Genomic DNA, 20452 nt, shown 5'->3' on the forward strand with positions numbered 1-20452 from the left:
CGCTTATGGTGACGTCCGACCAAGGGCTTTGCCGCGTAGGCGAGTGAGAGTGGACCCCGACGGAATTGCAACCGGCTGCGCCCTACGATTCGTCGTGGCGCGCGCGGATTGAGGCGCAATTGTCCAACAGTGTTTTGCGTACGGCCTCCGTACGACGACAGCGTATCCCGCTAACCTGTTGGTAAGTTTGGTGCACCCGACTGGATTCGAACCAGTGGCCTCTGCCTTCGGAGGGCAGCGCTCTATCCAGCTGAGCTACGGGTGCCTGGAGCTCCGACTAGCAAAGCCCGCGCGGTGACGCCAGCCCTAGTTGCGCGCGAGCGTCACGGGCTGGAATTGGCCGAGGCCGCATGTCGCGCCGGGCGACAAGGCGGCACCCGAATACAGCACCGTGATCGTATCGGTCGAGCACAACTGGCTGAGGCTGGTCGCGTAGCTGAAGCGCTCCTCGAACCCGAGGCTCGGGCAGGCGAAGGGCAGGGTGTTGCGATAGGCGACCTTGCCGCTCGTGATGAAATCGATCGTGCGGTCGTCGCGTACGTGCGTTTCGCGGATCGATGCAAGGGGGATACAGCTTTGCGGCACGCCCGCAGGCGTCGCGGCGGGGGTGCGGTCGCGTGCGACGCTCGGGGCGGCGAAGGCGGCGAGGGTGAGGGCGGCGAACAGCAGGCGCATGTCAGGGCTCCTTCGGCAGCGCAGCCTTGGGCGGCGGCGTCTTGGGCTTGAACGCACAGAGATCGGCGACGATGCAGCGCCAGCATTCGGGCCGCCGCGCCTTGCAGACATAGCGACCGTGCAGGATCAGCCAGTGATGCGCGTGGAGCCGGAACGGTTGCGGGGTCGCCTTGTCGAGCTTGAGCTCGACCGCGAGCGGGGTTTTCCCGCGCGCGAGGCCGGTGCGGTTGCCGACGCGGAAAATGTGCGTGTCGACCGCGAAAGTCTCGGCGCCGAACGCGACGTTGAGCACCACATTGGCGGTCTTGCGCCCCACGCCGGGGAGCGTCTCGAGCGCGTCGCGGTCGTTCGGCACTTCGCCGCCATAGACGTCGACCAGCCGCTGCGAGAGCGCGATGACGTTCTTGGCTTTGGTGTTGAACAGGCCGATCGTCTTGATGTGCTGCTTCAGCGCATCCTCGCCGAGATCGAGCATTTGCTGCGGCGTCGTCACCGTTTCGAACAGCCGCCGCGTCGCCTTGTTGACGCCCACATCGGTCGCTTGCGCCGACAGCGCGACCGCGACGACGAGCTGGAACGGGTTGCCCGCCTCGAGCTCGGTCTCGGGATGCGGATTGTCGGCGGCGAGCCGCGCGTAGAATTCGACGATTTCGGCGCGCTTCACACGCCGAGCACCTCGTCCATCCCGTAGCGCCCGGCCGGCTTGTCGACGAGCCACAGTGCCGCGGTGATCGCGCCGCGCGCGAAGATCGCGCGGTTCTCGGCGCGGTGGCCGAGCTCGATCCGCTCGCCTTCGCCGGCGAAGATCACTTGATGGTCCCCCGCGACCGAGCCGCCGCGCAAGCTGGAAAAGCCGATCGTGCCCTCGGAACGCGCACCGGTCAGCCCGGCACGGTCCGCGACGCGCGCTTCGGCGAGCGGGATGCCGCGGCCGGCCGCCGCCGCTTCGCCGAGCAGCAAGGCGGTGCCCGAGGGGGCATCGACCTTGTGGCGATGGTGGAATTCGGAGATTTCTATGTCCCATTCGGGCCCAAGCCGCGCGGCGGCGTCGCGCACGAGCTTGGCGAGCAGCGTCACGCCGAGCGAGACGTTGCCCGTTTGCAGCACTGCGATGTCGGCAGCGGCGGCGTCGATCATCGCGTGGTGCGTGGCAGCGAGGCCGGTCGTGCCGATCAGGATCGGCGTTCCCGTCCGGCGCGCGGCGGCGAGCGTGCGTTCGAGCGCCGAGGGCGAGGAGAAATCGACCAGCACGTCCGAATCGTGCGCAAGCGCCGCAGGGTCGCCGCCCGCGTCGATCCCGCCGGCGAGCGTCGCGCCCAGATCGGGGACGATCGCCGCCAAGGCATGTCCCATCCGCCCAGCGCTGCCAATGATCCCGATCGCGGTCACGCACATTCCCTTCCGATAGGTTCGCGGCGGCCTTAGCCAATGGCCGGGCGACATGCCATGCGCGAATTGCCCCAGCCTCGTGCTTCGTCGCGGATTGCAAGCACGGCTACTGCGAGCGCGGTTTTTGTTGCAGCAAGAATAGCAGCTTCCAGCCCGATCGGCTAAACCTCGATGATGCAGGACAGTCGCAGCATCGTCGTTCTCACCGGTGCCGGTATTTCGGCCGAAAGCGGCATCGCGACCTTTCGTGGGCCCGGCGGGTTATGGGAGGGGCACCGCGTCGAGGATGTCTGCACGCCCGAGGCGCTCGCGCACGATCCCGAGCTTGTCCACCGCTTCTACGATGCACGGCGAGCGGCATTGGCGCGCGTCGAGCCCAACGCCGCGCATCACGCGCTGGCGCGGCTCGATGCCGAGTGGGGTGGGGATCTGCTGATCGTGACGCAGAACGTCGACGATCTGCATGAGCGCGCCGGGGCCAAGCGGCTGCTCCACATGCACGGCGAATTGCAATCGGCGCTGTGCGCGGCGTGTGGTGCGCACATGCGCTGGCTTGGCGCGATGCCGCCGGGGTCGGCGTGCCCGGCGTGCGGGGCGGCGGCGCTCCGCCCCGACATCGTCTTTTTCGGCGAGATGCCGTATGCGATGGACACGATTGAGCGCGCGCTCGGGACGGCGGACCTGTTCGTGTCGATCGGGACGTCGGGCGCGGTCTATCCCGCGGCGGGCTTCGTCCAGGGCGCGCGGCATGCCGGCGCGCGCACGCTCGAGCTCAATCTCGAGCGATCGGCGGGAAGCGCGTTCTTCCACGAAACGCGGCTCGGCGCGGCGGGAAGCCTGGTGCCGCACTGGGTCGATGCGATGCTGGCGGGATGAGCGAGCAGGCCCGGCATGGCCATTTTGGAACGGGTTGCCGCCCCTCTCGTTTGTGAGGTCAGCCCGACGGGCTTTGCTCTAACGCTATATCGAGAGGGTCTCATGAAAAAGCTTCTTGCCGCCATCCTCCTCACCGGGGCTGCAACGCTCGGCACCACTACCGCTGCGGACGCGCGCGACGGCTGCGGTCGTGGCGCGTTTCGCGGACCCGCTGGCCATTGCCGCGTGATGCGTGGCGGCCCTGCCTTTGTCGGTGGGCCAGTCTATCGCGGTGGCCCGCGCCTGATCGTCGGTCGCCGCTACGACCGCGGCTATTGGGACGGTCGCCGCTACTGGCAGAACCGCTATCGCCACCATGGCGGCTGGCGCTACCGCTAAGCCCTGACGTTCGCGTGCAAAACCCCGCGTCGCAGCTTGCGGCGCGGGGTTTTCATGGGCGCGAGGATCAATCGACCCAGTCGAGCCCCATGTCGCGATAGACGTCGCGTTCGTCGTCCCAGCCGGGACGAACCTTGACGTGCAAATAGAGATGCACCGGGCGACCCATGATGCCGGCGAGCTCGGTCCGTGCGCGCGCGCCGATCTCCTTGATCCGCGCGCCGCCCTTGCCGAGCACGATCGCTCGCTGCGTCGGGCGTTCGACCAGGATCTGCTGGTGGATCTCGACCGACCCGTCTTCGCGCTCGAGATACTGCTCGGTCTCGATCGTCGACGCATAGGGCAGCTCGGCGTGGAGCTGCAGGTACAGCTGCTCGCGCGTCACTTCGGAGGCGAGGCTGCGCTCACTCGCGTCGGACACCTGGTCCTCGGGGAAATGCCACGGGCCGTCGGGCATCCGGTTCGCGAGATGTGCCTTCAATTCGGGCAAGCCGTCACCGGTCGATGCGCTGACGAAGAAGATTTCGTCGAACTGCACCATCGCGGTGAGCTTCTCGGCGTGGAGCAAAAGCTTGCCCTTGTCGGCGAGATCGACCTTGTTGAGGATGAGATATTTGGGCTCGGGGCGATGCGCGATCGCCTCGGCGATGGTGGTGACCTTCGAGCCCAGCCCGCCCTTGGCATCGACCACGAGGGCCAGCACGTCGGCGCCGTCGGCCCCGCCCCACGCGGCCTGGACCATCGCGCGGTCGAGCCGGCGCTTGGGTTCGAAGATGCCGGGGGTGTCGACGAGCAGCAGTTGGGTATCGCCCTCGATTGCGACGCCCATTAGCCGGACACGCGTGGTCTGCGCCTTCGGGCTGACAATCGCGACCTTCTGGCCGACCAGCGCATTGACGAGCGTCGACTTGCCGGCGTTGGGCGCGCCGAGGATCGCGACGAGGCCGCATTTCTGGGTGGGGGTGTAGGTCATTAGCGGTCCTTGGGCGGTACAGGCCCTTCGACAGGCTCAGGGCGAACGGGGGAAACGAAGGACCCCGCCCCCACCTCCGTTCGCCCTGAGCCTGTCGAAGGGCTCGTTCGATCTTGGCGATTGCGCGCCAGTAAAGAAAGCCGCGCCCAATCGCCAGCGATTAGGGCTTCCTTCTTGGCGCGCGTCCATCCTTTGACGCGGCGTTCGGCTTCGAGCGCTTCGAGACGGGAGGGGAAATCCTGACACCAGACGAGCGTGACCGGGCGGCGGGTGTGGGTGAAGCCGCCAGTCAGGCCGGACTCATGCTGGCCGATGCGGTATTCGAGATTGTCGGTATGGCCGATATAGTAGTGCCCGTCGGCGCAGCGCAGCATGTAGGTTCAGAACGCCATAACGCTCCCCCGTTGCGAGGGCCCTTCGACAGGCTCCGGGCGAACGGGGAAGGGGGTGCCCCACTCAAAACCCGATCCTCAAGGCCGATCGAAGTGACCCGCTCTATATAAAGCGAGCCCCACATACCCGTTCGCCCTGAGCCTGTCGAAGGGCCTTACCCGCGTGACCCCTGCCGCACCTTTTCCAGCAACGCCGTCGCCGCCGCGGTCTCTGCTTCCTGCTTCGAACTCCCCTCGGCCTCCGCCTCGGCGAACGTCCCGATCACCGCCTTCACGCGGAAGCGCGGCGCGTGGTGCGGGCCCGAGCGGTCGACCACTTCGTACGCCGGCGCCTTGCGGTTGTTCGCCGCGGCCCATTCCTGCAGCGCCGATTTGGGGTGTTGCGGCACGGTCAGTTCGCGGCTGGCGCGGTCGGCCCAGGCGGTGCGGATCGCGCGGCGGGCGCCATCGAGCCCGGCCTCACGGTAGAGCGCGCCGATCAGCGCCTCCATCACATCGCCGAGCACATTGTCGCTGTCCGACGCGCCATCGTCGCGCGCTTGCTTGCCGAGCTTCAATTGTGCCGCGACGCCCAGGCCGCGCGCGACATCGGCGCATACCGCGCCCGTCACCAGCGCATTGAAGCGCTTCGACAGCGCGCCTTCGGGCTCGTTCGGGAACAGCTCGAACAGCCATTCCGCCATCACCAGCCCGAGCACGCGGTCGCCGAGGAATTCGAGCCGCTCGTAATTCGCCTTGGCCTGGCTGCCATGCGTCAGCGCGCGCTCGAACGGCGCGATGTCGCGTGGGGTGTGGCCGAGGCTCGCGGCGATCCAGGCGCCGAGGTCAGCGCTCAAAAGCCTTCCCCGATGCGGCTCCAGCGTGCCGCCGAGAACCACGTCCAGGGCAGGACCCAATTGGCGCTGCCGTCGGTCGAGAAGAAGGAGAACACCGCCTTGCCCTCGATCCGCTCCATCGGGACCATCCCCATGCCTTCGGGCGGCGCGAAGCGGCTGTCGCCGCTGTCGTCGCGATTGTCGCCCATCACGAAGACGTGGCCGGCGGGGACGTTGTAGACACCCGTCTCGTCGGCATTGATCTGCTCGCCGCGGTCGAGCACGGCATAGCTCTTGCCGTTCGGCAGCGTCTCGCGGAATTGCTGGTAACGGCAGATCGGCTTGCCCGCGCTCATGTCCTCGAACTCGGCGGGGCATTCGCTGCCGCCGGGGTAATTGGGCGAGAGCGGGATCGTGAAGTCGGCGATCTTGATCTTGGGCACGGCACGGCCGTTGAGGATCACCTGGCCGCCCCGCATCTGCACGCTGTCGCCGGGCAAGCCGATCACGCGCTTGATCACGTCATGGTCGTCGCCCGGAGGGCCGCGGAACACGACGACGTCGCCGCGCGCCGGATCGCGGCCGAGGATCCGCCCCGGGATCAGCGGCACGCCCCATGGCAGCGACCAGCGCGAATAGCCGTAATTCCACTTCGAGACGAACAGATAGTCGCCGATATAGAGCCGCGGCAGCATCGACTGCGACGGGATGCTGAACGGCGCGAACACGAAGCTGCGGAACACGAACACGACGATCGCGAGCTTGAGGAAGAAGACGAGCGTTTCGCGCGTTTCGGATTTGCGCGGCGACACGTCGCGAAGCGGGGTGGGATCGGCCATATCGCGCGGTTTGGTGCCGTGCGCGAACATCGTCAAGCTGGTGGTTGTAATGCCGCCTCGATAGGGCGATCTAGCGCGGGAATCGTTTCCCTCCCCACGACCGATGAGGTACCTGCATGTCTGCCGACTGGACCGCGATCGAGGCTTTGCCCTCGCCCAAGCTCGAGACGCTGTTTGCGGAGGATGCCAATCGGCTCGAGACCTTCAGCGTCGACGTCGCCGGGATCCATTTCGACTGGTCGAAGACGCATCTGACGACCGAGGCGGTCACCGCGTTCGAGGCGCTCGCCAAGGCGCAGGATCTGCACGGCAAGCGCGAGGCGCTGTTTTCGGGCAAGGTCATCAACGTCACCGAGAACCGCTCGGTCACCCACGTCGCCGAGCGCGGCGAGGGGAGCGAGGACGATAACGCCAAGGCCGCCGCGCTCCACGCGCGGATGCGCGCGCTGATCGACGCGATCGCGGCGGGTGCGCTTGGTGACATCCGCCACGTGCTCCACGTCGGCATCGGTGGCTCGGCGCTCGGCCCCGACCTGCTGATCGATGCGCTGGGGCGCGAGGATACCGCATACGAGGTCGCGATCGTCTCGAACATCGACGGCGCCGCGCTTGAAGAAGTTTTCAAGAAGTTCGATCCGACCGCGACGCTGCTGGTGATCGCGTCGAAGACCTTCACCACCAAGGAAACGCTGACCAACGCCGATTCGGTGCTGCAGTGGATGGGCGAGGCGGGCGTCGAGGACGCCTATGGCCGCGTCATCGCGCTGACGGCCGATCCCGACAAGGCGGTCGAATGGGGTGTCGACGAGACGCGCGTGCTGCCCTTCGCCGATTCGGTCGGCGGGCGCTATTCGCTCTGGTCGTCGATCGGCTTCCCCGCCGCGATCGCGCTCGGCTGGGATAATTTCGCCGAGCTGCTCGAGGGCGCGGCCGAGATGGACCGGCATTTCCAGCACACCACGCTCAGCCAGAATGCGCCCGCGCTCGCGGCGTTTGCCGATCTCTATTACACGCAGGTCCGCCACGCCGAGACGCGTGCGACCTTCGCCTATGACGAGCGGCTGCGGCTGCTGCCGTCGTATCTCCAGCAGCTCGAGATGGAATCGAACGGCAAGGGCACGACGATCGACGGGCAGAAGCTCGACCGGCCGAGCGCGGCGATCACCTGGGGCGGGGTCGGCACCGACGCGCAGCATGCGGTGTTCCAGCTGCTCCACCAGGGCACGCACCTCGTGCCAGTCGAATTCGTCGCAGTGATCGAAGCTGGCGATACGCTGTCCGAGGATCATCACCGCCAGTTGCTGCTCAATGCCTTTGCGCAGGGTGCGGCGTTGATGAAGGGCCGTCCCAACGACGATCTGGCGCGCAGCTATTCGGGCGACCGACCGAGCTCGACGATCCTGATCGACGATCTCGACGCCCGCACGCTCGGCGCGCTGATCGCCTTCTACGAACAGCGCGTGTTCGTGAGTGGCGTGCTGCTCGGGATCAACTCGTTCGACCAGTTCGGCGTCGAGCTCGGCAAGGAAATGGCCAAGGCCGCCGACGCGGGCGACCAGGAGTTCGACGTGTCGACCACCGACCTGATCAAGCGCGCGTTCGGGTGATGCTGCTCGCGGCGGCGATAGCGGCGGCTACGGTCGCCGATATGCGGTACGAGCGCCGCGTGCTGATCGTCGCCGCGCCGAACGAAGCCGATGCGCGACGCATCGCGCAGCGGGCCTCGCTCGACGCGATGCCGCAGGAGCTCGGCGATCGTGACGTCACGGTCGTCGAGGTGACCGGCGATAGCGTGCGCGGTGCGACGGATAGCGCGACGGCGCTCAGGACGCGCTGGCGGCTGCCCAAGGCGGCGTTCGGCATCGTCCTGGTCGGCAAGGACGGCAATGCCGCGCTGCGTCGTGCCGAGCCGATCGATCGCGCCACGTTGGTCGCGACGATCGATGCGATGCCGATGCGCCGCGCCGGGCAACGATAAAGATGAGCGACGGTCCGCATCTGTGCGACCGCAAGAGGACACGACATGGCTGAGTATGACTACGATCTTTTCGTCATCGGTGCGGGTTCGGGCGGTACGCGCGCGTCGCGCGTCGCGGCGGCCCACGGCGCAAAGGTCGCGGTGGCCGAGGAATATCGCGTCGGCGGCACCTGCGTCATCCGCGGCTGCGTGCCCAAGAAGCTGCTCGTCTATGGCGCGCATTTCGCCGAGGATCTGAAGGACGCCAAGCGCTTCGGCTGGGACGTGCCGGAAAATCTCGGGTTCGACTGGGCCCGGCTGCGCGACAATGTGATGGAGGAGGTCGACCGGATCAACGGCGCCTATACCGACACGCTGACCAATAACGGCGTCGAGATCATCCTCGACCGCGCGACCGTGACGGGGCCGCATTCGGTCAAGCTCGGCGACGGGCGCGAAGTCACCGCGGGCACCATTCTGATCGCGGTCGGCGCGACGCCGATCGTCCCCGAATGCCCGGGGCACGAGCTCGGCATCACCTCGAACGAGGTGTTCCACCTCGACGCCGTGCCCAAGCGAATCCTGATCGCGGGGGCTGGCTATATCGCCAATGAATTTGCCGGGATCTTCAACGAATTCGGTTCGAAGGTGACGTTGATCAACCGCACCGACGTGATCCTGCGCGGCTATGACGAATCGATCCGCGATCGCTTGCTCCAGATCTCGATGATGAAGGGGCTCGATTTCCGCTTCAACGCCGCGTTCCGCGGGATCGAGAAGCAGCCCGATGGCTGCCTGCGCGTGTCGATGACCGGGCACGAGCCGATCGACGTCGATTGCGTGATGTTCGCAACGGGGCGTTCGCCCAACACCGAGGGGCTGGGGCTCGAGAGTGCCGGCGTCGAGCTCGACGACAAGGGCGCGATCGTGGTCGATCCGGACAACAAGTCGACCTGCGACAGCATCTATGCGGTCGGCGATGTTACCAACCGCGTCCAGCTCACCCCCGTCGCGATTCGCGAGGGGCAGGCGTTTGCCGACACGCTGTTCGGCAACAAGCCGCACCGCGTCGATTACGAGAACATCCCCTCGGCGGTGTTCAGCCATCCGCCGATGGCGGGTGTCGGGCTGACCGAGGCGCAGGCCAAGAACAAGTTCGGATCGGTGAAGGTCTATACGTCCGACTTCCGCCCGATGAAGAACGTGCTGGCGGGCCGCAACGAGCGCGCGCTGTACAAGATGGTGTGCAATGCCGAGACGGGGCAGGTGCTCGGGCTCCACATGATCGGGCCCGATTCGCCCGAGATCCTGCAGGCGGCAGCGGTCGCGGTGAAGGCCGGGCTGACTAAGGACGATTTCGACCAGACCGTCGCGTTGCATCCGTCGATGGCGGAAGAGCTGGTGCTGCTGCGCTAGGGGTCTTTCGCGCGCCCATCTAATCTCCGTCACCCCGGCCTTGTGCCGGGGTCCACGGGGATGCACGCACTGACGGGTCAGCGCGCGCGGCACGGTGGGCCCCGGCACAAGGCCGGGGTGACGGGTTAGGCGGCGCGTGCGAACGCCGCCGGTCGCTCGTCATCATTCGCCGACGGCGCTGCCTTGCGCACGCTCCGCTGCCGCCGCGCGCGCGGGCTCCGGCGCGAAGCGATCCGCGCAACAAGCGCGTGCCAGCCGGTCATCCCGCGCGTCGCGGTGGCGACGACCATCGTCGTCAGCACGATGTCGACATACGCCGAGATATCCCACAGCAGCACCAGCGCGATGTCGAACGGCCCGGCGAGCGCGAGCAGTTCGGTCCCCGCGACGAGAACGACCGTCATCAGCGCAAGGAAGATCACATGCTTGCGCTCAACCCGGCCGAGCGCGGTGAGGGTCGCGCCGACCATCCGCATCATCCAGCGCGCGGCTGCGGTCTCCGGGAAGCGCTTGAGCACCACGATCGCGAACACCAGCAGACCCGTCAGCATCATCGTTCCCCCGTTTCCCATTCCCGAGATGGGGTGTCCGTGCCGCCATACCAGTCCCGGGGATGACGGCGCGCTTGCACGTGGCTATATCGGCGCTCCCGGTGTCACCGCCGGTTCCTATTGTCCCACGAAAGACCGCGATAATGTCCGCCATGTTCCGCATCACGCTGCCCGACGGTTCCGTCCGCGAGGTAGCCCCGGGGACTACCCCGGCCGATGTGGCCGCCGCGATCGGTCCCGGCCTCGCCAAGGCCGCCATCGCCGCGCGGATCGACGGCGAGCTGCGCGACATCATGCGCCCGTTCGAGGGCGACACGCAGCTGGCGCTGGTGACCTCGAAGGACGAGGCCGATGCGCTCGAACTCGCGCGCCACGATTTCGCGCATGTCCTCGCCGAAGCGGTCCAGCATCTCTTCCCGGGAACGCAGATCACCTTCGGTCCCTCGACCGACGACGGTTTCTATTACGACTTCGCGCCGAAGGATCGCCCGTTCACCGACGAGGATCTGCCCGCGATCGAGGCCGAGATGCGCCGCATCATCGCCAAGAACGAGCCGCTGATCCGCGAAGTGTGGAGCCGCGCCGATCTGATCGCGCGCTGGCAGGCCGAGGGCGAGACCTTCAAGGCCGAATGGGCCGCCGAACTGCCCGAGGGCGAGGAACTGACGGTCTACAAGGCGGGCAACGGCCCCGGCGCCTGGCTCGACATGTGCCGCGGCCCGCATCTCGCCTCGACCGGCAAGCTCGACCCCAACGCGTTCAAGCTGACGCGCGTCTCGGGCGCATACTGGCGCGGCGACCAGAAGAACGCGATGCTCAGCCGCGTCTATGGCACCGGCTGGCTCAACAAGAAGCAGCTCGACGCGCATCTCACGATGCTCGAGGAAGCCGGCAAGCGCGACCATCGCAAGATCGGGCAGGAGATGGACCTGTTCCACCTCCAGTCCGAGGCGCAGGGCTCGGTGTTCTGGCACCCCAAGGGCTTCATCCTGTGGCGGCAGCTGGAAGCCTATATGCGCCGCCGGCTCGATGCCGCGGGCTATGCCGAGGTCAAGACGCCGCAGCTGATGGACGCGCGCCAGTGGGAGCAGTCGGGGCATTGGGGCAAGTATCGCGAGAACATGTTCGTGGTGCCCGACGAGATCCCCAATACCGAGGATGACGCCGCGATCTTCAGCGGTACCGCCGACCTGATGGCGCTGAAGCCGATGAACTGCCCGGCGCACGTGCTGATCTTCCGCCAGGGGATCAAATCGTATCGCGACCTGCCGATCCGCATGGCCGAGTTCGGCTGCTGCCACCGCAACGAGCCACACGGCGCGCTCCACGGTATCATGCGCGTTCGCCAGTTCACGCAGGACGACGCGCATATTTTCGTGCGCGAGGACCAGCTCGTCGCCGAGGTGCAGCAATTCTGCGAGCTGCTCGACAGCGTGTACCGCGACCTCGGGTTCGAGGATTATGCGGTCAAGCTCGCGCTGCGCCCCGACAAGCGCTTCGGCAGCGAGGAGATGTGGGACAAGGCCGAGGACGAACTGCGCACGGCGGTGCTCGGGTCCAGCCTCAGCGAGTCGATCAAGGCGAAGTTCGAGGAACTGCCGGGCGAGGGGGCGTTCTATGCGCCCAAGCTCGAATTCCACCTGACCGACGCGATCGGGCGGACGTGGCAGGTCGGCACGATCCAGTCGGACCGCGTGCTGCCCGAGCGACTCGACGCGTCGTACGTCGGCGCGGATGGCGAGCGGCATCGCCCGATCATGCTCCACCGCGCGATCCTCGGTACGTTCGAGCGATTCATCGGCATCCTGATCGAGCATCACGCCGGGCGCTTCCCGTTGTGGCTGTCGCCCGTCCAGGCGGTGGTCGCGACGATCGTCTCCGACGCCGACGATTACGCGCGTGAGGTCGCCGAAAAGCTCAAGGCGGCGGGGATTCGCGTCGAAACCGATCTGCGCAACGAGAAGATCAACTACAAGGTGCGCGAGCATTCGCTGGCAAAGGTTCCGAACCTTCTGGTGGTGGGCAAGCGCGAGGCCGAGGAGGGCAAGGTCGCGCTGCGGCAATTGGGCAGCGACCGCCAGCAGTTCCTGACGCTCGACGACGCGATCGCGATGCTGACCGAGGCGGCCAAGGCCCCGGATCTGTAACCGGGTTGCGCTCCCCGGCCTTCGCCGGGGGGCGCGCGACGAAGATGCGCGACGCCACCTTTCGTTTTGCCCGAAAAAGCCCTATATCGTCCCTGAAACAATCGCAGGAGCTACACCTATCCGACCCCCGATGACCCGCCAGGCGCCGCCGATGAATGGCCCTCGCTTCAACGAATTCATTGTATCGCCCAAGGTTCGCGTGATCGACCAGGACGGTGAGAACCTCGGTGTCATGTACACCCGCGAGGCGATGGAGCAGGCGCGCGAGGTCGGTCTCGACCTGGTCGAAGTGTCGCCCAACGCCGATCCGCCCGTCGCCAAGTTCCTCGATGTCGGCAAGTTCAAGTACGAGGCGCAGAAGAAGGCCAACCTCGCGCGGAAATCGCAGAAGACGCAGGAGATCAAGGAGATCAAGATGCGTCCGAACATCGATGACCATGACTATGACACCAAGATGAAGAAGGTGCTCGAGTTCATCGACGAGGGCGACAAGGTCAAGATCACGCTGCGCTTCCGCGGTCGTGAATTGAGCCACGGCCAGCTCGGCATGGTCCTCCTCCAGCGCGTCCAGGCCGATGTCGCCGAGACCGCCAAGGTCGAGGCCTATCCGCGCATGGAAGGCCGTCAGATGCTGATGGTGCTCGCGCCAAAATAAGTCCTGAAATACAACCTTTTCCGGGCTGGCCGACGCGTTTGCGCGCCGGCCCGGGGCATTCCCAGCATTACGTAGCGTCATTTCGGGGCCGCCATCGCGCGCGCGGCTGGGCCGGTGTGGCCATACTACATCACCTATCTTCGAAATCGTGTTTCCGCAGGGCTTTTTGCTTTACGCTCAGCCTTGCGTAGCTATTCGGGGCGACAATACCCAAAAAACTAAAAAACGTTGGAGAGTTCTGAAATGCGCAAAACCGCGTACTTATTGTCGGTCGCTGCTGTCGCGATCTCGGCACCTGCTTTCGCCCAGACTGCCCCCGCCACCACGCAACAAGACGCACAGGTCGGAACCTCCGCAACCGCTCCCGCCGCCACCCAGGACAACAATGCCGGCGACATCATCGTCACCGCGACGCGCCGCTCCGAGCGTCTGTCGAACGTGCCGATCGCGGTCTCGGCCGTCGGGCAGGAATCGCTGCAGAATTCTGGCGGTTCCGACATTCGCGCGCTCAACCAGCTGGCGCCGTCGCTGCTGATTTCCTCGACCGGCAGCGAATCGAACGCCTCGGCGCGTATCCGCGGCGTCGGCACCGTCGGCGACAATCCCGGTCTCGAAAGCTCGGTCGCGGTGTTCATCGACGGCGTCTATCGCAGCCGCACCGGCGTCGGTCTCAACGAACTCGGCGAGATCGACCGCGTCGAAGTGCTGCGCGGGCCACAGGGCACGCTGTTCGGCCGCAACGCATCGGCCGGCCTCATCAACATCATCACCGCATCGCCGAAATTCACCTTCGGCGGCTATGCCGAGGGCACCTACGGCAATTACGACCAGAAGCGCCTTGCTGGCGGGATCACCGGGCCGATCACCGACCAGCTCGCGTTCCGTCTCGACGGCGTCTACGTCAATCGCGATGGCTTCTACCGCACGGTCAACCCGGCGAACGGTACAGAGTCGCGCGTCAACAATCGCGACCGCTATTTCGTCCGCGGGCAATTGCTGTTCAAGCCGACCGCCGACCTCAGCTTCCGCCTGATCGGCGATTATTCGCACCGCAAGGAAAGCTGCTGCGGCGCGACCTATTACAGCCAGCAGCAGACCTTCGATCCGACCGCGAATGCGGTCCAGGCCAATGGCAGCTCGGTAAATGACGACCGCGCCGTTTCGGTAAGCCCGGCCAATCCGATCGTCGACATCCTGCGCCGTGCCGGTGCGACCTATCCGCTGGCTGGCAACACGCCGGGCACCTTCAACCGCGAAGTCGCGATCACGCCGGGCCAGACGTATCGCAACACGACGGTCGACTATGGCGGGTCGCTCCAGGCCGACTGGAATCTCGGCGGCGCGACGCTGACCTCGATCACTGCATACCGCGAATACAAATCCGGCAATGCCGGTGACGTCGACTACACCAATATCGATCTGACGCACCGCGCGGCCGACGGCAACGCCTACCGCCAGTTCCACACCTTCACGCAGGAAGCGCGCCTCCAGGGGTCGGCCTTCGGCGACAAGCTCGACTGGCTCGTCGGCGGCTTCTACTCGAAGGAGACGCTCCGCGTCGTCGATAACGCGGTGTTCGGCGCGAATTACGGCGCGTTCGCCGCGTGCCGTCTGGTCACCAACATCAGCCAGAATGCCGCGCTGCAGAACAACACCGCGCCGGGCTGCTTGTCGGCAGCCGGCCGCGCGACGGTCACTGGCGCTTTCGGTACGCTGGCACCCGCAGTGCTCGGCGGGCTCGATCGCCTGACGGGTGGCCCGGGCCTCGGCGGCGGCGTCAACAACGTCGGCGACAACGGTTCGGTCTATCGCCAGAAGAGCGAGAATTACGCGTTCTTCACGCACAACATCTTCCACATCACCGACACCGTCTCGCTGACGCTCGGCGCGCGCTACACGCACGAAGCCAAGACCTTCAGCGCGAACTTCAACAACACCAACACGGTCTGCCCCGTGCAGCAGGCCAATCTGGGACCGCTGCTGAGCAGCGCCGCTGTCCCGGCATCGGCCAAGGGCTTTATCGGCGGCATCCTGACGCTGAGCTGCACCGGCAACTCGTCCTCGTCGCTCAACGCACTCAACCTGCAGAACAATTTCGGCGAGGGTAAGGTGACGGGTACGGCGGTGCTGTCGTGGAAGCCGATCCCCAGCCTGCTGACCTATGCGTCGTACGCCAAGGGCTACAAGTCGGGCGGCTACAACCTCGATCGCTCGCCACTCGGCGGTGCATCGGGCGTGTTCAGCCCGCGCAGCAATGCCGATGCGGCGGCGCTGCGGTTTGCGGCGGAAACGGTCAACAGCTACGAACTCGGCGCCAAGTTCAAGACGCGCGGCTTCAGCCTCAACGTCGCGGCGTTCCGGTCGGAGTTCAAGAACTTCCAGCTCAACACCTTCAACGGCTCGGTCTTCGTCGTGCAGAACCTGATCGGCTGCTCGACCAGCCTCAACGGCGGCGACACCGACAATCTGGCCGCGACCGGCCAGTGCACGGGCAAGGCGGACAAGCCCGGCGTGATCTCGCAGGGCGTCGAGCTCGAAGCGACGATGACGCCGATCCGCCAGTTCCAGGTGACGGCAGGCTACACCTTCGCCGACACCAAGATTGCGCGCAATCTGGTCGGCAACTCGGCGGGTGCACCGCTCGATCCGGCGTTGTTCCTGCTCCCCGGCAGCCAGCTGTCGAACGCCCCGCGTCACGTCGTGACGACGTCGGCGGCGTGGACGCCCGATCTCGGCTCGAACGGCATGTCTGGCTTGGTCTACGTCGATAGCCGCATGACCTCCGACTATAACACCGGGTCGGATCTGGCGCCCGAGAAGAAGCAGGACGGCTTTGCGCTGGTCAATGCGCGTCTCGGCATCCGTGGCAAGGATCAGCTGTGGGCGATCGAGTTCTGGGCACAGAACGTGTTCAACAAGCAGTACATCCAGGTCGCGTTCAACACGCCGTTCCAGGGCGCTGGCTCGTCGGCTAACGTCGCAAGCTTCGGCGGAACGGGCAATGCGCTCTACTCGGCCTTCCTCGCCGAGCCGCGCACCTACGGCGTGACGCTGCGCTCGCGCTTCTGACGCGTATTCTGCAGGAATACGGGCGGCCCGCTCCTCGTTTGCGAGGGGCGGGCCGTCTTTTTTATAGCGGAGCCGGCGGGTTCGCCAGGCTCAGTGGGTCGGGTGCTCGGGCGGCACGGTCGGCTCCCACAGCTCGATCGGATTGCCCTCGGGGTCGTGAATGCGCACGAAACGCCCGACCGCCGGATCGTTCCAATCCTCGTTGGTGACGACTTCGATCCCCGCCAGGCCGAGCGCGATCGTCAGCCCTTCAAGATCGCGGACGCGCAAATTCAGCATGTACGGCTTGTCGCGCGTGAAATAATCGGTGTCGTCGGCAAACGGCGCGAACACCAGGGGGCCGCCTTGCGCTTGCCACGCCCATTCGTCGGGGGTCACACCCTCGACCGAGACGCACCCCGCACCGACCCCGAGGTGGTGGCGATACCATTCGGACAGTGCGTCCGGATCCTTGCTGCGGAAAAACAGGCCGCCAATTCCGAGTACCGGCATCGATCGTTCCTTTCGTGCATGCGTGGGCAAGATGCGTCGCGGGAATCGATTATCCCCCAGGGGTTTACGGCAGATCGGGGCGATCGCCAATGGCGCAGCGCAGCGGGGTCAGCGCGCGCGCAGCACTCGGGTGATCGCCAGATCGAGCGCCGAGAGGAAGCGCGAGCGATCCTCCTTGCGGAACGGCGCCGGGCCGCCGGTCTGTTCGCCGCCGGCGCGCAGATCCGCCATGATCGCGCGCACCGCGATCGCGCTGCCGATCGAGCTGCTGGTGAAGGCCTTGCCGGTCGGCCCGATCACGACCGCGCCGGCCTTGAGACAGCGATCGGCGAGCAGGATATCGGCGGTCACGACGATCGTCGTGGCATGCGCATGCTCGGCGATCCAGTCGTCGGCGGCATCGAACCCCGAATCGACGACGACGCGTGAGATCAGCGGATGGACCGGGATGCGCAGGTGCATGTTGCTCACCACGATCACCGGCACGTCGACGCGGTACGCGACGCGGTAGATCTCGTCCTTCACCGGGCAGGCATCGGCGTCGACAAGGATCTGCGGTTGGATGGTCACGCTTTGCCCATGCCACGCCGCCCGCCGCGGCGACAAGCCGTCCGCGCGTCGCGGCTCATGCCGCGTCGGCCATCCGCTCCCCGGCAGCGGCGGCGAGCAGGCGCCGCTCGATCGTCTTGAGCCGCGCCGCCGCAGCGATCTTGTCGCCGGTCAGATCGGTCAGGTAGAAAGTGTCGACCGCGCGCTCGCCATAGGTTGCGACATGCGCCGAATGGATCGTCACCCGCGACTGGAACAGCGTGTAGGCGAGCTGGTGGAGCAGCGCCGGCCGGTCACGCGCATTGACCTCGATGACGGTGAAGCGGTTCGACGCCTTGTTGTCGATCAGCACGTTGGGTGCGATCGCGAAGGCTTCTGCGCGCGGACGGGGAAGCGGCTTCGCCATCAGCCGATCAATCATCTTGCCGCGATTGGCGAGCGCGTCCTCGATCGCCTGTTTCAATCGCGCGAGCTGGCCTGCTTCGTCGAACGGACGGCCGAACGGATCCTGGACGAGGAAATTGTCGAGTGCCATGCCGTCGCGCGTGGTGTGAATCCGCGCGTCGATGATGTTGCCGCCCGCTACGCTGATTGCGCCAGCAATGCGGTAGAACAGCCCGGGGTGATCGGCCGCGTAGATCGTCACGAGCGTCGCGCCGCGCTCGGGATAGACTTGCGCTGCGATCGACAGCTGCGCGTCTCCGGCTTCCTCCACCAAGCGCGCATTACGGGCGATCACGTCCTCGGGCTCGGCCACCCAATAGGGCTCGGGCAAGCGGCGAACGAGCGCGTCGAAATGCTCGGTGCTCCAGCCGAGCAGATCGCGCAACGCCGCCTGTTTGACCGCGACGCGCTCGCTACGGCCCTTCTGTTTGTGCCCGAGCCGCAGCACTTCCTCGGCCGAGTCGTAGAGCGTCGCGAGCAACTGCCGCTTCCAGCCGTTCCACACGCCCGGCCCGACCGCGCGAATATCGACGACGGTCAGCAGCAGCAGCAGCCGAAGCCGCTCGGGGCTTTGCACGATCTCGGTGAAGTCGAGGATCGTCTTGAAGTCCGACAAATCGCGCTTGAACGCGGTCGCCGACATCAGCAGGTGGAAGCGCACCAACCAGGCGACGGTCTCGGTCTCGGCGGGCGACAGGCCGAAGCGCGGGCACAGCTTGTGCGCCACCTCGGCACCGAGGATCGAATGGTCGCCGCCGCGGCCCTTGGCGATATCGTGGAGCAGCACCGCGACATACAGCGCGCGGCGCGACACGATTTGGTGAAGCAGCACCGTCGCGAGCGGATGGTCGACCTCGAGATCGCCATGCTCGATCTTCGCGAGCAGCCCGATCGCGCGGATCGTGTGTTCGTCGACGGTGTAGTGGTGATACATGTCGAACTGCATCTGCGCGACGACGCGCGCGAAATCCGGAACGAAGCGGCCGAACACGCCGGCTTCGTTCATCCAGCGCAGTACGATTTCCGGGTCGCGCGGCGAGGTCAGCACGTCGAGGAACAGCGCGTTGGCGGTCGGGTCCTGGCGGATGTCGTCGGCGAGCTTGGCGTCGCGCGCGGCGGCGCGCATCGTCAGTGGGTGGATTTCGAGGCCATGCTTGTCGGCGAGCGCGAACAGTTCGAGCAGCCGCGTCGGTTTCTCCGCAAGGAAGTCGTCGCTCGGGATCGCCAGGCGCCCGCGGTTGACGATGAAGCCGTTGAGCTTGCGGGGGGACCGGCGCAGCGTCGGCAACCCGAAACGGCGCCCGCGCGCGGCGAACTTCTCGTCGAGATGCGCGAGGAAGACACCGGTCAGGTCGCCTGCCGTCCGCGCCTGCAGGAAATAGAATTGCATGAAGCGCTCGACCTTGGATTTGCCCGGTCGGTCGGCAAAGCGCATCCGTTCGGCAATCTCGCGCTGCAGGTCGAAGGTCAGGCGGTCCTCGGCGCGGCCCGATATGTCGTGAAGGTGGCAGCGCACCGCCCAGAGGAAATTCTCGGCGCGGTGGAACTGACGATATTCGGCGCGGCTGAGCAGCCCCGCTTCGACCAGTTGCGCGGGTTCGCTGACGTTATAGGCGAACTTGCCGATCCAGAAGAGCGCGTGGAGATCGCGCAGGCCGCCTTTGGCTTCCTTGACGTTGGGCTCGACGACATAGCGCGTGTCGCCCATCTTGCGGTGGCGCACGTCGCGCTCGGCGAGCTTGTCGGCGATGAACTGGCGCGCGCTGTCGGCCTGGACCTCGGCCTTGAAGCGCCGTGCCGCCTCGTCATAGACCTCCTGGTCGCCCCACACGTAGCGGGCCTCGAGCAAGGCGGTGCGGATCGTCACGTCGCTCTTGGCCTGGCGCACCATCTCGTCGAGCGAGCGGCTGCTATGGCCGACCTTCATGCCCAGGTCCCATAGCGCGTAGAGCATCGTCTCGATGACCTGCTCGGTCCAGCCGGTCTGCTTCCACGGGGTGAGGAAGCCGACATCGACGTCGGAATAGGGCGCCATCTCGCCTCGCCCATAGCCGCCGACCGCGATGATCGTGATGCGCTCGGCGGCGGTCGGGTTGCTGTTGGGGTAGAGCCGCTCGGTCGTGAAATCGTAGAGCAGCCGCAGCAATTGGTCGGTCAGGAACGCCTGGCTCGCGGCGATCTCGAGCCCGCGCGAGGGATGTTCGATCAGCCGCCGGGCAATCTCTTCGCGGCCGGCGTCGAGTGCGGCCTTGAGCAAGGCGGTGCCCTGGGTGCGCAGCGCGGCCTTGTCGCCCTCGAGCGCTGCAAGCGCATCGGCGAGACCGCGCCGATCGATGATCGCACGGCGCTGGGGGACGGATTCGAAGCGAGAGGCCATAGCGTGCAGATAGGGGGTTTGGCTGCGCGCGTCCACGCGGGCAACCCGATGCAAAAACGCCCCGCCATTGCTGACGGGGCGCTCTGTAATACGCTGTTAGCGGGCGGGGGCGCTTACTTGTCGCCGTCCTTGACGCCAACGGTCGGCACGTCGACCGTGGTCTTCTTGGTGCCGACAACGACTTCCTTCGACTTCACGTCGACATCGGGAAGAGCGCCTTCCTTGGCGCTGACGTTGATCTTCGGCATTTCGCCACCCTTGACGTCCGCGCTCCAGAAGCCGGTCGCGAACAACACGCCCACGACGACGAGCGCCAGGACGATGATCGTGCCAATCACCATGCCGGTGTTGCTCTTCTTTTCCACGTAAACCTTTTCGGTCGTGTCGCGATACTCAGCCATTTCAATCCTCCTTTTAAGAACCCGGCTGCACAACCTATGTTTGTTAGTATTGGTTCC

At 66.1% G+C, this 20452-nt stretch carries 20 protein-coding genes and 1 tRNA gene; 8 read left to right on the forward strand and 13 right to left on the reverse strand.

Annotated elements, in window-relative coordinates; translation table 11 throughout:
- Nucleotides 1-188: 188 nt before the first annotated feature.
- From IE187_RS16325 to dapB, 4 genes are all read right to left on the reverse strand, one after another.
- Nucleotides 189-265: transfer RNA gene (locus IE187_RS16325), tRNA-Arg, on the reverse strand.
- A 41-nt stretch (nucleotides 266-306) separates the two neighbouring features.
- Complete coding sequence (locus tag IE187_RS16330; protein WP_133190363.1) at nucleotides 307-675, reverse strand: hypothetical protein; 369 nt, start codon at nucleotides 673-675, stop codon at nucleotides 307-309.
- 1 nt (nucleotide 676) lies between these two features.
- On the reverse strand, nucleotides 677-1339 hold the full coding sequence (nth, locus tag IE187_RS16335; protein ID WP_189677111.1) for an endonuclease III: 663 nt from the start codon (nucleotides 1337-1339) through the stop codon (nucleotides 677-679).
- Nucleotides 1336-2064: a 4-hydroxy-tetrahydrodipicolinate reductase gene (gene dapB, locus IE187_RS16340; RefSeq protein WP_133190359.1), complete on the reverse strand. Its 729-nt coding sequence runs from the start codon at nucleotides 2062-2064 to the stop codon at nucleotides 1336-1338. Before dapB ends, nth begins: the two co-directional genes overlap by 4 nt.
- A gap of 174 nt (nucleotides 2065-2238) precedes the next feature.
- Between dapB and IE187_RS16345 the strand changes: the two genes are divergently transcribed.
- Nucleotides 2239-2940 (forward strand): NAD-dependent deacylase, encoded by a 702-nt coding sequence (locus IE187_RS16345; RefSeq protein ID WP_189677200.1) that lies wholly within the window; start codon nucleotides 2239-2241, stop codon nucleotides 2938-2940.
- A gap of 102 nt (nucleotides 2941-3042) precedes the next feature.
- On the forward strand, nucleotides 3043-3318 hold the full coding sequence (locus IE187_RS16350) for a GCG_CRPN prefix-to-repeats domain-containing protein (protein WP_189677112.1): 276 nt from the start codon (nucleotides 3043-3045) through the stop codon (nucleotides 3316-3318).
- Between the two features lie 67 nt (nucleotides 3319-3385).
- On the opposite strand, the gene era is transcribed toward IE187_RS16350, so the two are convergent.
- The 4 genes from era to lepB all read right to left on the reverse strand — a co-directional run bounded on the left by era (nucleotide 3386) and on the right by lepB (nucleotide 6337).
- Nucleotides 3386-4291 carry a GTPase Era gene (era, locus tag IE187_RS16355; RefSeq protein ID WP_189677113.1) on the reverse strand — a complete coding sequence of 302 codons (906 nt, stop codon included), beginning with the start codon at nucleotides 4289-4291 and terminating at the stop codon, nucleotides 3386-3388.
- Complete coding sequence (locus tag IE187_RS16360; RefSeq protein ID WP_189677114.1) at nucleotides 4291-4665, reverse strand: GIY-YIG nuclease family protein; 375 nt, start codon at nucleotides 4663-4665, stop codon at nucleotides 4291-4293. The genes era and IE187_RS16360 overlap by 1 nt, the downstream gene beginning before the upstream one ends.
- Before the next feature lie 173 nt (nucleotides 4666-4838).
- Entirely contained in the window at nucleotides 4839-5519 is a 681-nt protein-coding gene (rnc, locus tag IE187_RS16365) for a ribonuclease III (protein ID WP_189677115.1), read from the reverse strand.
- Nucleotides 5516-6337: a signal peptidase I gene (lepB, locus tag IE187_RS16370; protein ID WP_189677116.1), complete on the reverse strand. Its 822-nt coding sequence runs from the start codon at nucleotides 6335-6337 to the stop codon at nucleotides 5516-5518. The genes rnc and lepB overlap by 4 nt, the downstream gene beginning before the upstream one ends.
- A 116-nt stretch (nucleotides 6338-6453) precedes the next feature.
- On the opposite strand from lepB, the gene pgi reads away from it, so the two are divergent.
- The 3 genes from pgi to gorA are packed head-to-tail and all read left to right on the forward strand — an operon-like array spanning nucleotide 6454 to nucleotide 9710.
- The gene (gene pgi, locus IE187_RS16375; protein ID WP_189677117.1) at nucleotides 6454-7944 is read left to right on the forward strand and encodes a glucose-6-phosphate isomerase; all 1491 of its coding nucleotides are present in this window, start codon (nucleotides 6454-6456) and stop codon (nucleotides 7942-7944) included.
- Nucleotides 7944-8315 carry a DUF4174 domain-containing protein gene (locus tag IE187_RS16380; protein WP_189677201.1) on the forward strand — a complete coding sequence of 124 codons (372 nt, stop codon included), beginning with the start codon at nucleotides 7944-7946 and terminating at the stop codon, nucleotides 8313-8315. Before pgi ends, IE187_RS16380 begins: the two co-directional genes overlap by 1 nt.
- A 45-nt stretch (nucleotides 8316-8360) precedes the next feature.
- Nucleotides 8361-9710: a glutathione-disulfide reductase gene (gene gorA / locus IE187_RS16385; protein WP_189677118.1), complete on the forward strand. Its 1350-nt coding sequence runs from the start codon at nucleotides 8361-8363 to the stop codon at nucleotides 9708-9710.
- A 125-nt stretch (nucleotides 9711-9835) separates the two neighbouring features.
- On the opposite strand, the gene IE187_RS16390 is transcribed toward gorA, so the two are convergent.
- Complete coding sequence (locus tag IE187_RS16390; protein WP_189677119.1) at nucleotides 9836-10264, reverse strand: hypothetical protein; 429 nt, start codon at nucleotides 10262-10264, stop codon at nucleotides 9836-9838.
- Between the two features lie 140 nt (nucleotides 10265-10404).
- On the opposite strand from IE187_RS16390, the gene thrS reads away from it, so the two are divergent.
- The 3 genes from thrS to IE187_RS16405 all read left to right on the forward strand — a co-directional run bounded on the left by thrS (nucleotide 10405) and on the right by IE187_RS16405 (nucleotide 16132).
- Nucleotides 10405-12408, forward strand: coding sequence for a threonine--tRNA ligase (gene thrS, locus IE187_RS16395; RefSeq protein WP_189677120.1), 2004 nt, complete (start codon nucleotides 10405-10407; stop codon nucleotides 12406-12408).
- Nucleotides 12409-12538: 130 nt separating this feature from the next.
- Complete coding sequence (gene infC, locus IE187_RS16400; RefSeq protein ID WP_037492586.1) at nucleotides 12539-13063, forward strand: translation initiation factor IF-3; 525 nt, start codon at nucleotides 12539-12541, stop codon at nucleotides 13061-13063.
- A 243-nt stretch (nucleotides 13064-13306) separates the two neighbouring features.
- Nucleotides 13307-16132, forward strand: coding sequence for a TonB-dependent receptor (locus IE187_RS16405; RefSeq protein ID WP_189677121.1), 2826 nt, complete (start codon nucleotides 13307-13309; stop codon nucleotides 16130-16132).
- Between the two features lie 90 nt (nucleotides 16133-16222).
- Here the strand turns inward: IE187_RS16405 and IE187_RS16410 are convergent, their stop codons facing one another.
- The 4 genes from IE187_RS16410 to IE187_RS16425 all read right to left on the reverse strand — a co-directional run bounded on the left by IE187_RS16410 (nucleotide 16223) and on the right by IE187_RS16425 (nucleotide 20395).
- Nucleotides 16223-16624, reverse strand: a complete 402-nt coding sequence (locus tag IE187_RS16410; RefSeq protein WP_189677122.1) for a VOC family protein — start codon at nucleotides 16622-16624, stop codon at nucleotides 16223-16225.
- Nucleotides 16625-16732: 108 nt separating this feature from the next.
- Nucleotides 16733-17194, reverse strand: coding sequence for a YaiI/YqxD family protein (locus IE187_RS16415; RefSeq protein ID WP_189677123.1), 462 nt, complete (start codon nucleotides 17192-17194; stop codon nucleotides 16733-16735).
- Nucleotides 17195-17249: 55 nt separating this feature from the next.
- The gene (locus tag IE187_RS16420) at nucleotides 17250-19994 is read right to left on the reverse strand and encodes a [protein-PII] uridylyltransferase (RefSeq protein ID WP_189677202.1); all 2745 of its coding nucleotides are present in this window, start codon (nucleotides 19992-19994) and stop codon (nucleotides 17250-17252) included.
- Nucleotides 19995-20107: 113 nt separating this feature from the next.
- Nucleotides 20108-20395, reverse strand: a complete 288-nt coding sequence (locus tag IE187_RS16425; protein WP_189677124.1) for a hypothetical protein — start codon at nucleotides 20393-20395, stop codon at nucleotides 20108-20110.
- Nucleotides 20396-20452: the final 57 nt, after the last annotated feature.

Source organism: Sphingomonas glacialis, from assembly GCF_014653575.1.
GTDB classification, from domain to species: domain Bacteria; phylum Pseudomonadota; class Alphaproteobacteria; order Sphingomonadales; family Sphingomonadaceae; genus Sphingomonas; species Sphingomonas glacialis.